The 15,229-nt window shown below is 72.7% G+C and carries 11 protein-coding genes; 7 read left to right on the top strand and 4 right to left on the bottom strand.

Annotation, left to right across the window (positions count from 1 at the left end; all coding sequences use genetic code 11):
- The first annotated feature begins 234 nt into the window (after positions 1–234).
- The 4 genes from ACLJQF_RS14340 to ACLJQF_RS14325 all read left to right on the top strand — a co-directional run bounded on the left by ACLJQF_RS14340 (position 235) and on the right by ACLJQF_RS14325 (position 5,544).
- Entirely contained in the window at positions 235–1,104 is an 870-nt protein-coding gene (locus ACLJQF_RS14340; protein ID WP_410608952.1) for a ribokinase, read from the top strand.
- Positions 1,105–1,132: 28 nt separating this feature from the next.
- On the top strand, positions 1,133–1,870 hold the full coding sequence (locus ACLJQF_RS14335) for a hypothetical protein (protein ID WP_410608950.1): 738 nt from the start codon (positions 1,133–1,135) through the stop codon (positions 1,868–1,870).
- Complete coding sequence (ptsP, locus tag ACLJQF_RS14330) at positions 1,863–3,605, top strand: phosphoenolpyruvate--protein phosphotransferase (RefSeq protein ID WP_410608948.1); 1,743 nt, start codon at positions 1,863–1,865, stop codon at positions 3,603–3,605. Before ACLJQF_RS14335 ends, ptsP begins: the two co-directional genes overlap by 8 nt.
- Before the next feature lie 505 nt (positions 3,606–4,110).
- Positions 4,111–5,544: an MFS transporter gene (locus ACLJQF_RS14325; protein ID WP_410608946.1), complete on the top strand. Its 1,434-nt coding sequence runs from the start codon at positions 4,111–4,113 to the stop codon at positions 5,542–5,544.
- A gap of 74 nt (positions 5,545–5,618) precedes the next feature.
- On the opposite strand, the gene ACLJQF_RS14320 is transcribed toward ACLJQF_RS14325, so the two are convergent.
- Complete coding sequence (locus ACLJQF_RS14320; protein ID WP_410608944.1) at positions 5,619–6,281, bottom strand: DUF1707 domain-containing protein; 663 nt, start codon at positions 6,279–6,281, stop codon at positions 5,619–5,621.
- Positions 6,282–6,482: 201 nt separating this feature from the next.
- Here ACLJQF_RS14320 and ACLJQF_RS14315 point away from each other — a divergent pair, with 201 nt between their 5' ends.
- Positions 6,483–7,379, top strand: a complete 897-nt coding sequence (locus ACLJQF_RS14315; RefSeq protein WP_410608943.1) for a hypothetical protein — start codon at positions 6,483–6,485, stop codon at positions 7,377–7,379.
- Between the two features lie 3 nt (positions 7,380–7,382).
- Here the strand turns inward: ACLJQF_RS14315 and ACLJQF_RS14310 are convergent, their stop codons facing one another.
- From ACLJQF_RS14310 to ACLJQF_RS14300, 3 genes are read right to left on the bottom strand one after another with little or no spacing between them, the layout of a single operon-like run.
- Entirely contained in the window at positions 7,383–8,051 is a 669-nt protein-coding gene (locus ACLJQF_RS14310) for a response regulator (protein WP_410608941.1), read from the bottom strand.
- The gene (gene macS / locus ACLJQF_RS14305) at positions 8,048–9,184 is read right to left on the bottom strand and encodes a MacS family sensor histidine kinase (protein WP_410608939.1); all 1,137 of its coding nucleotides are present in this window, start codon (positions 9,182–9,184) and stop codon (positions 8,048–8,050) included. Before macS ends, ACLJQF_RS14310 begins: the two co-directional genes overlap by 4 nt.
- On the bottom strand, positions 9,181–10,386 hold the full coding sequence (locus ACLJQF_RS14300; protein WP_410608937.1) for an AI-2E family transporter: 1,206 nt from the start codon (positions 10,384–10,386) through the stop codon (positions 9,181–9,183). The genes macS and ACLJQF_RS14300 overlap by 4 nt, the downstream gene beginning before the upstream one ends.
- Before the next feature lie 225 nt (positions 10,387–10,611).
- Between ACLJQF_RS14300 and ACLJQF_RS14295 the strand changes: the two genes are divergently transcribed.
- Together ACLJQF_RS14295 and ACLJQF_RS14290 are read left to right on the top strand one after the other, a co-directional pair.
- A complete protein-coding gene (locus tag ACLJQF_RS14295) occupies positions 10,612–11,577 on the top strand; it encodes a hypothetical protein (protein WP_410608935.1) in 966 nt (321 codons plus the stop codon).
- 205 nt (positions 11,578–11,782) lie between these two features.
- Positions 11,783–15,178 carry a beta strand repeat-containing protein gene (locus ACLJQF_RS14290; protein ID WP_410608933.1) on the top strand — a complete coding sequence of 1,132 codons (3,396 nt, stop codon included), beginning with the start codon at positions 11,783–11,785 and terminating at the stop codon, positions 15,176–15,178.
- Positions 15,179–15,229: the final 51 nt, after the last annotated feature.

Here is a 15,229-nt window from a genome sequence, read left to right as displayed (position 1 = left end):
CGTCCGGCTCGCGCCGGTTGAGCACCGTCACCACGTCTCGCGTGATGACGCACCTGGAGAGCGGGACCGGTCCGTGAAGTGACGGCCGGGGGACGGACATCCCCCGATCGAGTGACGGGTATCCGCTGCTCGCATGATTGTCGCACTCAACGCTGGATAAGTTACAAAAACCTTCACTTTCCTCTTGCATACCCTTCCCGACCTGGTCGGACGGCTTTCGTGGGACAGTGCGGTATGAACTCCGACGTACTCGTTGTGGGATCCGCCAACGCCGACCTCGTCGTCGCCGTGGACCGGCGGCCCGCGGGTGGGGAGACCGTGCTGGGCGGGGACACCGTCCTCTCGCCGGGCGGCAAGGGGGCCAACACGGCGGTCGCGGCGGGCCGGCTCGGCGCGGACGTCGCCCTGCTCGGCGCCGTCGGCGACGATCCCTACGGCCGGCTGCTGCTCGACTCGCTGCGTGCCGCGGGCGTCGACACCGGGCTCGTCCGGACCAGCGAACGGCCGACCGGCATCGCTTACATCACCGTCACCCCGGACGGCGAAAACGCGATCCTCGTCTCCCCCGGCGCCAACTCCAGCCTGGAGCCCGGTGACGTCGACGCCGTCTTCGACGGGGTCGAGGTCATGGTCGCCTCGCTCGAGGTGCCGCTGCCGACCGTCGAGCACGCCGTCGCGCGGGCCGCCGAAAAGGGCGTCAAAGTCCTGCTGAACCTGTCGCCGGCGGCCGAGCTTTCGCCCGAGACGCTCGCCAAGCTCGACGTCCTGCTGGTCAACGAACACGAAGCCGCCTGGCTGACCGGGCCCGGCGCCGACTTCCGGAAGCTGCTCGAACTCGGGCCGCGGGCCGCCGTCGTCACGCTGGGGGCGGCCGGCGCGGTCGTCGTCGAGGACGACGGGACCACCGAGGTCGCGTCGCCGGAAGTCGAGGCCGTCGACACCACCGGCGCCGGGGACGCCTTCGCGGGCGCGCTCGCCGCGTCGCTCGCCGACGGCGTGGACCTCGTCTCCGCGGCGAGGCGCGCGGTGCGCGTCGCGGCCTTCAGCGTCACGCGGGCCGGCGCGCAGCCGTCCTACCCGACCGCCGCCGACCTGGGGGAATGATCATCCGGGTGCCCGTGTTGCAGGTCACATGAGCGACTCGTTCGGCTCGGCCTGGTGGCGCGGCTATGCGGCTCAGCTGCGGGCGATCGCGGACGCACGCCGTCCCGACCGGCTCGCGATCATGCCGCTCGACGAAACCCTCAAGGCGCTCGGCAAGCAGACCGAGGTCGACGAAGGCGTCTACGACGTCCCGCTGGAGGGCGTCGTCGGCACGGTCGCCCGCGCCGGCGACTTCGACCGCGAGTTCCGGCCGCGCAACCGCGCGCTGCGCGACCGCTGGGAACGGCTGACGCGGACGACCGCCGACCTCCCGCCGGTGCGGCTGGTGCGCCTCTCCGACATGTTCTTCGTCGACGACGGCCACCACCGCGTCGCCATCGCCCGGGCCCGCGGCGCCACGAGCATCCGCGCGCGGGTCCGCTGGATCAGCACGGTCGCCTGCGCGCTGCGCTGCCTGACGCTCGCCGACCTGCCCTCGAAGACCGCCGAGCGGATGTTCCTCGAGCGCGTCCCGCTGCCTGACGATGTCCGCTTCGGGTTGTGGCTCGACGACCCGGCCGACTGGTTCCGGCTCGCCGACTCGGCCGAGGCCTGGGGTTTCCGCCGTATGCTGGCCGGACGGCCCGTGCGCAGCCGCGACGAATTGGCCGACTCCTGGTGGCACGAGGAGGTCCGGCCGGTGCTCGAGCAGGTACGGCAACGCGGTTTGTGCCCGCCACCACGAGATATCCAGACCTACCTGAGTTATGGTCTAGACCATGCCTGAGTTTGCTGCCGCCGCGTCCGAGCCTGATGCCGCCTCCGCGGGAACGAGTGCGTCGCCTGGATTCGATGCCGCCTCCGCGGTGAAGAATGCGGCCGAGCCGGTCGCCGCCGCGGGGTCCTTGTCCGGGGTCGCCGTCAGCCCCGGCCGCGCCAGTGGTCCGGTCGTCCGGGTCGCGGAGCCGCTCGGCGAGCCCGCCGCCACCCCGGCCCCGGCCGATCCGGCCGCCGAGGCCGCCCGGATCGTCCCCGCGGCCGCGATCGTCGCCGGCCGGCTGGAGAAGCAGGCCGAGACCGCCACCGGCGAGGCGGCGACGATCCTCATCACCACCGCGGCGATGGCGGCCGATCCGGCACTCGCGTCCCAGGCCGAGACGCTGGTCAAGACGCAGGGACTGCCCGCCGCGCGCGCCGTCTACCAGGCCGCGGAAGGGTTCGCCGAAGCGCTGGCCGCGGCCGGCGGGTACATGGCCGAGCGCGTCCGCGATGTCCGCGACGTGCGTGACCGGCTGATCGCGGAGCTGCTCGGCATCGCGCCGCCGGGAGTGCCCGAGCTGGCGTCGCCGAGCGTGCTCGTCGCCCGCGACCTCGCCCCGGCCGACACGGCCGGCCTCGACCCGGCGAAGGTCCTCGCCCTGGTCACCGAAGAAGGCGGCCCCACCAGCCACACCGCGATTCTGGCGCGGGCACTGGGCATCCCGGCCGTCGTGGCGGTGCGCGGCCTACTGGCCCTGGACGCGCAAGCGCTTGCGGTCGACGGCGACACGGGCACGGTCGAGGTCGCGGACCCGTCGGCCCCGGTCGTCACGGCAACGGTGGCCCAGCTCGCCGAGTGGAACGGCACGGGATCGACGGCCGACGGCCACCGCGTGAAGGTCTACGGCAACGTCGGCTCCCCGGCCGACGCCCAGGCCGCGGCCGACGCGGGCGCCGAGGGAGTCGGCCTGTTCCGCACCGAGTTCTGTTACCTGGACGCGTCGGACGAGCCGTCGGTAGCCGACCAGCGCGCGGCGTACACGGCGGTGCTTTCGCCGTTCCGCGGCAAGCCGGTGATCGTGCGGACCCTCGACGCGGGCGCCGACAAGCCCCTGGCGTTCCTGTCCCCGGAAGCCGAGCCGAACCCGGCACTGGGCGTGCGGGGCCTGCGCGTGGCGTTCGACCGCCCCGAGGTGCTGGACCGCCAGCTCGAGGCCATCGCGGGGGCGGCGGAGGACTCGGGCGCCGAGGTCTCGGTGATGGCCCCGATGGTCGCCACGGTCGAGGAAGCAGCCTGGTTCGCATCACGGGTACGCGCGGTGGGCATCGCGCGCGCCGGCGTGATGATCGAGATCCCGGCGGCGGCGCTGAGCGCCCGCGAAATCCTCGAAGCGGTGGACTTCGTCTCGGTGGGCACGAACGACCTGGCCCAGTACACGTTCGCGGCGGACCGGCAGCTCGGCGCGGTGGCCAAGCTGAACGACCCCTGGCAGCCAGGGCTGTTGCGCCTGCTGAAGCTGATCGGCGACGCAGCCAAGGCAACAGGCAAACCGGCAGGCGTCTGCGGCGAAGCGGCGGCCGACCCGAGGCTGGCCCTGGTCCTGGCGGGCTTGGGCCTGACGAGTTTGTCGATGAACGCCCCGGCAATCCGCGCGGTGGGAGCCAGCCTGGCGGCGGCCACGCTCGCCGAGTGCGAGGCGTTGGCGGAGGCAACCCTGGCAACGACGGACCCAGCATCCGCCCGAGCGGCGGCGCGCGCCTGAGGCCCTGACGCCCGGCGGTGACCTGGCCGCTCGCATCCGCGGCCAGGTCGCAGGAGACGCATGAGGTGCCGGAGGCGGGCGTTGGCCGGGGCGGTCCGCTTGGCCTGCCGCTGATCCGCTTGGCCTGCCGCCCGGTCTGCTCCGTGCGCGGCCGGCTGGCCCGTCCTCGGCCCGCCCTTCGCCCGGCCTGCCACTCGCGCCTGTTCGCTCATTTCGCTTCAGCGCGAATCATCCACCGGCCGCAGGGGCGCCCCCCACTTTCAGTCTATCGGTCATCACCGACAGTGCTGACCTGTGCGAACCTGGACCAGCGTGGTTGTCCACATTGATCGAGGGGTGTGGGCAACCCGCCCCAAGCTCGCGAAGACCGCCCCGAACCCGCCCGCCCCGCCACTCTTGGGGCGCGGGCCTTCTCCGCAAAAGATCCGGCCCGTTGTCGATCCCGCCCGAGCCCGCTCGACGAAGAGGTGAGAAGCGAAGCACCCCGAGTCGAGAGGACCTCACCATGACCGCCACCATCGCCGCCCCGGCCGGAGCCGGCGAGACCGGAGCCGCCCAGGCCGGAGCCGGCGCGGCCCAAGCCGTCAGGGCCGGGCGTCGGGAGTGGATCGGGCTGGCCGTGCTGGCTCTGCCGACCCTGCTCGTTTCGCTCGATGTCTTCGTCCTCGTCCTCGCCCTTCCGAAGATCGCCGCCGGGCTTCACGCCGATGGGACCCAGCAGCTCTGGATCATGGACACCTACGGCTTCATGGTCGCCGGGTTCATGGTCACCATGGGGACCCTCGGCGACCGGGTCGGGCGGCGGAAGCTACTGCTCATCGGGGCCGCCGCCTTCGGGCTTGCCTCCGTCGGCGCCGCCTTCGCCACCACTGCCGGGATGCTCATCGCCGCGCGGGCCGTGCTCGGGATCTCGGGCGCCACCCTCGCTCCTTCCACCCTTTCCCTGATCGGGACCCTCTTCAAGAACCCGCAGCAGCGGGCGCAGGCCATCGGGATCTGGGCCGGCTGCTTCACCGTCGGCGCCATCATCGGGCCGATGGTCGGCGGGCTGCTGCTCGAGCACTTCTGGTGGGGTTCGGTCTTCCTGCTGGGTGTCCCCGCCATGGTCCTGCTCCTCGTCATCGGCCCGAAGCTGCTGCCCGAATACCGCGACGAGCAGGCCGGCCGGGTCGACCTCCCCAGCGTCTTCCTCTCACTCGCCGCGATCCTGCCCGCCGTCTACGGCGTCAAGGAACTCGCCCGCGATGGCTTCCACCCCGTTCCGGCCGCCGCCCTCGTCGTCGGCCTGGGTGTCGGGTACGTCTTCTGCCGGCGGCAACGCGCCCTGAAAGACCCGCTCGTCGACTTCAGCCTCTTCGCCGCGAAGGCCTTCCGCACCACGCTCGGCGGGATGCTCCTGTTCAGCATGCTCGGCGGTACCACCATGCTCTTCACCGCGCAGTTCCTGCAGGTCGCGCAGCACCTCTCGCCGGTCGGGGCCGCGCTCGGGCTGCTGCCCGGGATGGCCGCCTCCACCGTCAGCTTCCTCGCCGCGCCGCACCTCGCGCGCCGGATCCGGCAGCACGTCCTCATCGCCGGTGGGGTTGCCCTGGCCGCGGCCGGCATGGCTGTCCTCGCCCTTGCCGACCCCTCGGCCGGGCCGGGGTGGCCCGCGCTCGGGTTCGCCGTGACCTCGCTGGGCGTCGGGCCGATGGTTGCCCTCGGCACGGACCTCGTCGTCGGCTCGGTTCCGGAGCGCAAGGCGGGCGCCGCCGCGTCGCTCGCGCAGACCGTCAACGAGTTCGGCTACGCCATCGGCATCGCGACGGTCGGGACCCTGGGCAACGCCGTCGTCCGCGCGCACGGCTTCGCCGCCGGCCTGCACGTCGTCGCCGGGCTCGCCGCCGTCGCCTTTGCCGCCCTCGTCTGGTTCGTGGCGCGGAACCTGCGGACCGCCTGACGACGGCGAAGGCCTCCCCACCCGATGCCTGGGTGGGGAGGCCTTCTTTGACGCCGGGGGCAGAGGGGCCCCGGCTAGCCGAAAAGCCCGCGCCGCGGGTGCCGGACGACCAGCGAACCGCCGTGGACCCGGCCGCTCAGCACGTAGCGGGGGTTGCCCATCCGCCCGTTGCTGTGCGTCTTGTCCTCCATCGAGCCGAACTTGACGTCACCGATCGCGTTGAGGTCCACCGCCGCGTGCTCCGGGATGATGATCTCGACCGAGCCCCACTTGGCGTCCAGCTCGATGTGCACCACCGGCGACTGGACCTGGGCCTCGGTGAAGTCCAGCTTCGTCGAGCCGTACTTGTTGCGCACGACCAGCTGGGACGGCACCAGCCACGGCCCGCCGCGGTGCAGCGACGAGTACTTCGCGTTCAGCTCGACGCGCCGCCCGGTCGGGTAGCCGCCGTAGCCCGCCGGAGCCGCGTACGCCGGGGCGGCGGCGAGCGCCGCGGCCGGGTGGTAGAGGCCGGCGAGGTCGGCCAGCACGGTGTTCAGCTCGCCGCGCGTCCTCGACGCGAGCGCGCGGTCGGTGCGTTCGGTGAATTCGTCGAGGTCGATCATGCCGCGGCCGATCGCCTTCTGCAGCACGCCGACGACGTGCTCGCGCTCGTCGTCCGACACCCGGAGATCGCGCTCGCTCAACGGCTTGGTTTCGGTCACCGGTTCCGCCGCCGCGGTCTCTTCCTCGCCCATGTCCACGATGGTAGAACTGGATTCCACCAGGGAGATCGGGGGAAAACCCTGAACGGACCCGTAGTCCGCGCCGCTGCCGTCGTCGCGGCCGCCGTCCTGCTGTCCGCGTGCACCAACAAACTCCCGGCGCCGCCTCCGCCGCCGGCTCCGCTGGCGGAACTCTCCGGCATCCAGGCGACCGGCGGAATCGGCGTCACCGCGTTGCTGCCGACCGCCGGCCCCACCCTGTTCGACGCCGACCGCGGCGCCGCGGCCACTCCGCCCGGCTACCCCGGCGGTGACGTCCGGCTGGACGTCGTGCGGGCCGGGAAGCACGTCGTCCTGACGGTCCGGCCGCCGTACACCCAGGACGCCGAGCCCTCCGAAATCCTCGAGTACACCGGGCCGTCGAGCCCGCCGAGGTCCCTCGGCCGGGCCTGGTCGGCCGCCCCCGCCGCCGACGGCGAAGGCGTGTGGCTGATCCGGCAGGACGGGCCGGACGACTGCCGTCTGCAGCACGTCTCGTTCGCCGGAGGCGAGCTCGGCCGCGGCCAGTCCGCCAGCTGCCGCACGCAGGTGCGGACCGAGACGAAACACGGCCTGCTGATCACCATCAACGCCGGTGCCGCCGAGTCGACCGACGCCTTGATCGAACCGGCGACCGCCCGCACGGTCCGGCAGGCGCCGCGGATCCTCGGCGCCGCCGGTGACTGGCTGCTGCTCGACGGCCTGACCGATCTGACCCTGGTCGACCTGCGGGACAACAGCAGCCAGAAGCTCAGCCGGCCTTCGATCGGCCCGGCGCCCACCGTGGTGCCCTCGCGCGAAGGAGCGATCTGGGCCGTCGACTTCGCGAACCCCACCTACCGCAACACCAGCACGCAGGTCCGGGACATCTGGCTGCTGCGCCCGGACGGGCCGACCTGGGACCATTCCCCCGGGATGCCGTTCGTCACCGAGCACCTCAACCGCGGCGGCGGCTTCGGCTGGTCGGCGGCCGGCGACCTCGTGCTCGCCGACCGCGTCCTGGCCGCCTGGCATCCCGGCGAACCGCAGTGGCGCCTGAGCCAGACCGCCTTGCCGGCGGGCAACTGGTCGGGCTTCGCGGTCCTGCCCTAAGGGTCACTCCTCGTCGAGGCCGTGCTCGATCGCGTACCGGGCCAGCTCGACGCGGTTGTGCAGCTGCAGCTTCCGCAGCGTCGACTGCACGTGGTTCTCCACCGTCCGGTGCGACAGCACGAGCCGCTCGGCGATCTGGCGCGCGGTCAGCCCCTTGGCGACCAGGCGCAGGACGTCGGTTTCGCGCTCGGTCAGCCGGGGTGGCTCGGCGCCCGCGGTGTCCTCGGCGGAGGCGTCGGCCATCCGCCGGTACTCGCCGAGCACCAGGCCGGCCAGGCCCGCGGTGAACACCGGGTCGCCGGCCGCGGTCCGGTGGACGGCGTCGACCAGCTCCACCGCGGACGCCGACTTGACCAGGTAGCCGGACGCGCCCGCCTTCACCGCTTCCAGGACGTCCTTGTGCTCGCCGCTCGCCGAGAGCACCAGCACCTTCGTCGACGGCAGTGCCGCGGTGATCTCGCGGGTCGCGTCCACGCCGGACGTGGTGCCGAGGTTGAGGTCCATGAGGACGACGTCCGGTTGCACGGTGCGCGCGATCCGCACCGCCGCGTCGGCGTCCGGTGCGGTGGCCCGCACGTCGAAGCCGTGTTCGGTGAGGTCGCGGGCCACCCCGTCGCGCCACATCGGGTGGTCGTCGACCACCATCACGGAGATCCGCGGTTCGTCGCTCATCTCGCACCCCTCGTGCTCGGCACCCTGACCTCCCACTCCGTGCCCCGGCCGGGCCCGGTGTCGAGGGTCGCGCTCCCCCCGAGATCGCGGACCCGCCCCCGGATGGATTCCACCACGCCGAGGTGCCCGTTCGCGGCCGCTTGCTCGAGAATGCCGTCCGGTATGCCCGGTCCGTCGTCGCGGATGCTGACCACGACCTCGTCGCCGAGGTCCTCCAGCAGCACCCAGGCGTGCGCGTCCGGGCCCGCGTGCTTCTCCACGTTCGACAGGGCTTCGCGGGTCACGGCGACCAGTTCGCCGGTGACGTGCGCCGGCAGCTCGACGTCGTCCGCCGGGGTCGAGACCTGCACCGACGGCGTCGCGAGCAGCTGCAGCGCGGCACGCAGGCTCATCTTGCCGCTGTCGTTCGGCTTCGCCGGCTCGGTCGTCACCAGCGACCGCAGCGCGATCTCCTGCTCGCCGGCCAGCCGGGCCAGCTCCGCCGCTTCGCCGCCGACCTCGTTGCCACGCTTGCGGACCCGCGCGAGCACCTGCAGCACGCTGTCGTGGATCGAACGCGCCAGCCGCTCCCGCTCGGCCGTCGCCGCTTCCTTGCGCAGCGCCTGCTCCAGCCGCGTCGCCGACCGGCGGGCCATCGTCGAGGCCATGCCGACGAGCAGCCCGGCGGCGGCGAGCAGCACGCCGTCGCGGGCGACGTCGAGGTCGAACTTCTCCCGGGCCAGTGCGGTCGCCACGCCGACGACCAACCCGGCGGTCACCCCGCCGGCCGCACCGAACCGCGCGCCCGCGGCGACCGGTGGCACGGCAGCCCACACCGTGGTGATGAGCGGGACGTTCAGCGCGAACTGCGCGTCGCTGAGCACCCACGGCGAGGTCAGCAGCAGCCCGGTGGTGAACACGAGGTCGAAGACGACGAGTGCCGGCGGCCGGGTCCGCTCGCGCAGGTAGAGGAAGCTGCTCACGACCGACCACACGGCCATCACGCCGAGGATCGTCCACGCCAGCCACTCGCGCCGGTACTCACCGCTCTGGACGATCACCGTGCCGCAGGCGAACGCCCAGGTGAGCAGGCGGAAGGCGAGCACGCCCCGCCACATGGGCGTGACCGGGTCGGGCGTGCGCCGGACGGTCACTTCTTGTCGTCGTCATCGCCACGGGTCGCCACCGTGGCGGTCGGGGTTCCGGGCTCGGCGTCGTTCGGCTGCGCGGCCTGGTCCTTGAGGACGTTCACCTCGGCCGGGTCCGGGTTCTCCTCGTGCAGCAGGGACCGGACGCCGGCGTTGAGCACGGCGAGGATCGGGACCGCCATCAGCGCACCCGCGATCCCGCCCACGACGAGGCCGACGGTGATGGCGAGGACGACGGAGAGCGGGTGCAGCTTCACCGCGCGCCCGAGCAGCAGCGGCTGCAGCACGTGGCTCTCCAGTTGCATCACGCCGATCACGATGGCCAGCACGATCACCGCGCCGATGAAGCCGTTGGTGACGAGGGCGATCAGCACCGCGACCCCGCCGGTGAGAACCGCGCCGATGATCGGGATGAACGCACCGAGGAACACCAGCGTGGCCAGCGGGATCACCAGCGGCACGCCCACGATCCACAGCCCGACGCCGATGCCGACGGCGTCGACGACCGCCACGGCCGCCGTCGCCCGCACGTAGCTGACCAGCGACGCGAACCCGCGGCGCCCGGCGACGTCGACGCGGTTGCGGACCCGGCCGGGCGCGACGCGGACGAGGAACGTCCAGATGCCCTCGCCGCCGCTGAGGAAGAAGATGGTGATGAAGAGCGTGAGCAGGAAGCCGGTGACGATCTCGCCGACCGTGCCCGCCGTCGTCAGCGCCGTGTCGGTGAGCCAGCTCTGGTTGTTCTGCAGGAACCCGAAGACCTGGTTGATGAACTCCTGGATCTGCTCCTGGCGCAGGTGCACCGGGCCGTTGATCAGCCATTCCTTGATCTGGTTGAGGCTCTCGTTGAGCTGCCGCTGCAGCTGGGGCAGGCCACTCGAGAACTGCGTGACGACGAACGTCAGCAGACCGCCCAGCACGGCGAGCCCGGCGATCAGCACGATCGCCGTCGCGAGTCCCCGCGGGAACCGGACCGCCACGAGCTTCTGCACGGCCGGCGCGAGGAGCGCCGAGAGGAGCAGGGCGATGCCCAGCGGGATCACGACGACGGACAGGCGCCCGATCACCCAGCCCACGACGTACAACGCCGCGGCCACTACGATCAACCGCCACGCGAGTGCGGCACTTATGCGTAGGCCCCGGGGAATCAGCCCGGTGACGTCCTCGTGCTCCGGCAGGAACTGGTCTTCGCGTCGCGCGTGGGTCACCGGCTCACCGTAGCGGCTGGACCGCCCGATTCAGCCCCTTTCCCGCGGCCGCGTCCGACACGCGTGGCGGCCAGGCATGATCACCGACCGTCAAATCGGGCTACACCGTGTGTCTTTCACACGATGGGGGCATCAAGTCGTGTCGAGGGTGCGCGACGCGGCGCCAATTTGATTAGGTCGCTTCCGCAACGGCCGGATCACGAACCAAGCACGAGGAGACGACGAGTGGCGAACACCGCGACGAACGAGGGGCAGGGCGCGAACCGCGTCGGCCGTCTCGTGTCGCGTGCGCTGCTCGTGCTCGGCGGTGCGGTGGTGGGCACCACCGCCGCATGGCTCGTCTCCGGCGCCAGCGCTTCCGCGGACACCGTCGAGGTCGGCACGGCCTCCGTTGCCCCGGTCGCCGACGCCGCAGACGGCAGTCTCGGCGACGCGAACCACGGTGCGGCGCACTTCGCGGGTGACATCGCCGGCGCGGCTTGCCACCAGGACGCGACGACGTGGAGCGAGCCCCAGGCTCCGCGTCCGTGCGGCCGCACCCTTCAGCACGAGGTCTCCGAGCGCGTCAGCGACTCGGTCACGGACCTCGCCGACGACGCCGTGCTGAGCCCGGCTCACCGCACCGCCGGCGCGCTCGAGCACATCGCGCGCAAGCCGGAGGACACCCGCCAGGTCATCGAGGAGACCATCGCCCCGGCGCCGGCGCCGGCCACGGACTTCGGCCGCCAGGTGTGGCAGCTGCTCGACCCGGCCGGCCACGGCGACCTGGTCCCGCTTCCCGTCCTCCCGGGCCTCGCCCCGGTCGAGGAGGAGCCGGTGACCTCCGGCGCCGGTCAGCCGGCGGGTACGCCCGCCGTCTCGACCGTCGAACTTCCCGCCGCTCTGCGAGCCGCGCTCGCGATGCCGGCGGGTTGGCAGCACGACGACGTCACCGGTGCCGCGGGTCACGCCCGCGACGGGCACCGTGATCTGCCGTCGCCGCTGTCCCCGGCGCAGCTTCCGGTTGCGCCTGCTGTCCCCACCGCCCCGGGTGGCACCACGGCCCCCGGTGGACACCTCGACGGGTTCAACTTCGGCGTCCCCTTCTGGACGACCGAAGCCGTCGACACCGCCGTCGCGGCGATGAGCCGCGCCGGCCTGCGCCACTCGATGCGCACTCCGGGCGAGCAGCCCGGCGTCACTCCTGACTGAACACCTCCCTTCACGGGTCGCTGACGCGTCCACATCCGTCCTTCTCTGACGGCTTGGCGTCCGCGCAATACCCGTGACACGGCGGTGCGCTTTCTCGCGCCCGCACGAAGTCCCTTCCCCCCTCGGTGCGCTCGACACCATCCCCTTTCGACGAGCGCACCGCCATAAGCCCGCAAGGGAACCCGAAATAAAGGAGAAAAACCCCATGCAGACGTGGGCAAAGCGCGGACTCCAGACCGCATTTGTCACGGGTGGGTTGCTGATGCTGGGCACCGGCATCGCCTCGGCTGACGAGAACGTCAGCCCTGACACCCCTGCCTCACCGCTCGACCTGAACGTCACGGCTCCGATCCAGGAAGCCAACAACGCGGTCGGCACCCCGTTCGGCCAGCTGGACCTGCCCGCCGGGCAGACGGAGCTGAGCACCAAGCCGGTCACCAAGGCCGCGAACGAGGCTGCGAAGCAGCTCGACGACGCGAGCCCGATCAGCCAGAGCACCCTCGGCGGTGCCACCAAGGCCGACGGCGCGGGCGCCTTCACCCCGGGGCACAACAACCTCAAGGGCAACAAGGTCACGGGCGACGTCGTCGTCCCGATCCAGATCGTCGACAACGCGATCGGCGTGATCGGCGACGCGAACGTCGCCGGCGGGAACCACTCGCAGACCTGGAGCCACGACCAGGACGTCAAGACGACCGGCCAGGGCTCCAGCCTCGCGGGCAACGCCGTCGTCCTCGACTGGGCGCTCCCCGTCCAGATCGCCGGCAACGGCGGCGGGGTCGCCGGCGGCACCGGCCGCGTGACCGGTGGGTCGGCCAGCCAGAGCACCACCGAGACCGGCGACGTCGACACCGACGGCGACGGCTCCGCGCTCTCCGGCAACGTGGTGGCGGGCCAGTTCGCCACCCCGGTGCAGGTGACCGGCAACGCCGCTTCCTACCTGCTCGGCAACGGGCAGAGCCACGGCTACTCCGCCGACACGGTCGCCACCTCCGGTGGCTCGCTGCTGAGCTCCGGCGACCAGGCCTCCGGGTCGGGCAACGTGGTCGGCGCGCCGATCGCCCTGCCGGTCAAGTTCAACTGCAACTCCGGTGCGGTGTGGGGCTCGCTGTCGAACTCCGACGGCTGCAACACCTCCGCCGACGCCACCGCCGGTGCCACCCGCAAGGGCAGCCTCGGCATCCCGACCTACCTCGAGACCAGCGGCGACGACTCGTTCCTGTCGGGCAACGGCGGGGCCGCCTCGCTGTCCCCGATCGCGAACGTCGCGGGTGTCGCGGGCTCGTGGATCGGCAACGCCTCGGCGGGCATCCCCAACGCCGGCAGTTCCTCCAGCACTGTCGACTCGGGTGGCTTCGTCAAGACCACCGGTGACGACTCGAGCGGGTCGGGCAACGTCCTCAACCCGTCGGTCGCGCTTCCGGTCGAGGCCTTCGGCATCGGTGGCACCTACATCGGCCAGGCCGACGCCGCGCACGACAACACGACCGACGCCAACGCCGGCAACGGCAGCTACACCAAGGGCAACGGCGCCGTCCTCGGCGGCAACATCGTCAACACCCAGGCCGCGGGCGCGCCCGAGGTCTTCGGCATCGGCGGCAGCCACATCGGCAACGCCTCCGGCAAGGCGACCGAGGACAAGACGGTCACCGCCGGGGCGTACGACGGCACGCAGGGCGCCAACTCGTCCGGCTCGGGCAACGTCGTCCAGGTGCCGGTGGGCCTGCCCGCCGAGGTCTTCGGCATCGGTGGCTCGTTCATCGGCCAGGGCTCCGGCGCGGCCGACGAGACCAAGGTCGTCTCCGGCGGCGGCGGTGGCAGCACCGTGGACGACGGCGGCTTCCTGAGCTCGAACCTGGGCACCGTCCCGGTGTCGACCCCGGTGCAGGCCGCCAACATCGGTGGCGCCTTCATCGGCCAGGGCCACGGCAAGGGCTCGACCGACACGACGTCCAACGCGGGCGGCGACGTCAAGGCCCACGGCCCGGCGGGTGCCGGCGCGGGCAACATCATCGAAGCCCCGGTCGCGCTGCCCGTGCAGGCGATGGGCGTCGGTGGCGCCCTCGGCGGCATCGGCACCGGTGAGAACGACAACATCACCGACGCGACGGCGGGCGGCGACGCCGTGACCGACGGCCGCGACGGTGCGCTGACCGGCAACATCGTGAAGGCCCCGATCGCGGGCGCCGGCTCGGTCTTCGGCGACGGGATCGCCGGGGCCGCGCTGGGCACCGGCAAGGGCACCAACGACGTCGAGTCGGAGGCGGGCGGCGACGCCACCACCAGTGGCGACCGCGGCAGCGTGGCCGGCAACATCATCGGCGTCGACCCGCTGGCGGTGGCGCAGGTCTTCGGTGACGCCGTCAGCGTCGCGGGTGTCGCCAAGGGCACCGGCGTCAACATGACCGAGGTCGAGAACTCGGGCGACGACACCACCTCCGGTGTCGAAGGCGCGATCTCCGGCAACATCCTCGACCTGCCGGTGACCGCGATCGCGCAGCTGTTCGGCGACGCGGTGACCGTGGGCGGCGTGGCGAACGCCGTCGGCGACAACACGCTGACCACGGAGAACGGCGGCAAGGCCGTCACCGCGGGCGACCAGTCCGCACTGTCGGGCATCAACGCCTACCACGCGTTCGTGCTCCCGGTGCAGATCTTCGGCGTGCCGCTGGAGCTGCTCGGGGCCGCCACCGCCCACGCGACCGACATGACGAGCATCGACGAGGAGGCCGCGGACCCGATCGCGTTCCCGGCCGAGGGTTCGGAGCTGGCGGCCGACGAGCTGCCGTCGCTGGCCGCGCTCCGCAGCGGCCTGCCCACCACGGGCGGCGTGCCGTCGGTGGACGGGCTGATGGGCAAGCTGCCCGTCGCCGGCCTGGCCGGCGGGCTGCCGTCGCTGGACTCGCTGACCGGTCTGCTGCAGACGAGCAGCCTGTCCACCCAGGGGCTGCCCACCCAGGGCCTGCCCATGCGGGGGCTGCCCATGGTGACCGGGCTCGCCAGCAACGTGCCGACCGACGGGCTGCCCACCCAGGGCCTGCCCGCGCTGCCGGTCGCGGCTCCGCTGGCCACCGAGCGCGCCGACGTGCCGCCGGTGACCAGCCCGCTGTCGGGTGTTTCCGGTCTGGCGCACCTGCCGGCTCCGGCGCTGCCCACCGCTTCGGCGCTGCCGGTGAACGGCCTGTCGTCGCTGGGCTCCCTCGGGGGCCACGGCACCGAGCGTGCGGACGTGCCGGCCGCCGGCCTGCCCGTCGCCGCGCCGGCGCTGCCGGCCTTGGGTGGCGTTCCGGCGCTGCCGAAGCCGGCCCTGCCGGCGCTGCCCGCGGCCCTGCCCGCGGTGAACGGCCTGTCGTCGCTGGGCTCCCTCGGGGGCCACGGCACCGAGCGTGCGGACGTGCCGGCCGCCGGCCTGCCCCTCGAGGCCCCGGCCCTGCCGGTCGCCCTGCCGACCACGCTGCCGACGGCCCTGCCGGCCGCCCCGGCCGTGCCGGTGAACGCCAAGCTGCCGGTGCTGGACAGCACCCCGCAGGTTCCGGCGATGTCGGGCCTGGACTCCACCGGCTTCCTCGCGAAGCTGATGGGCCTGGTCAAGCGCAAGTAGTAGTGCGGTGAAGCCGGCGGGTTCTCGCAGAACCGGGGACCCGCCGGCCCA

It is taken from the genome of Amycolatopsis sp. lyj-109 (genome assembly GCF_046548995.1).
In the GTDB taxonomy this organism is placed as follows: domain Bacteria; phylum Actinomycetota; class Actinomycetes; order Mycobacteriales; family Pseudonocardiaceae; genus Amycolatopsis.
This window is presented reverse-complemented; position numbering and strand designations above follow the sequence as displayed.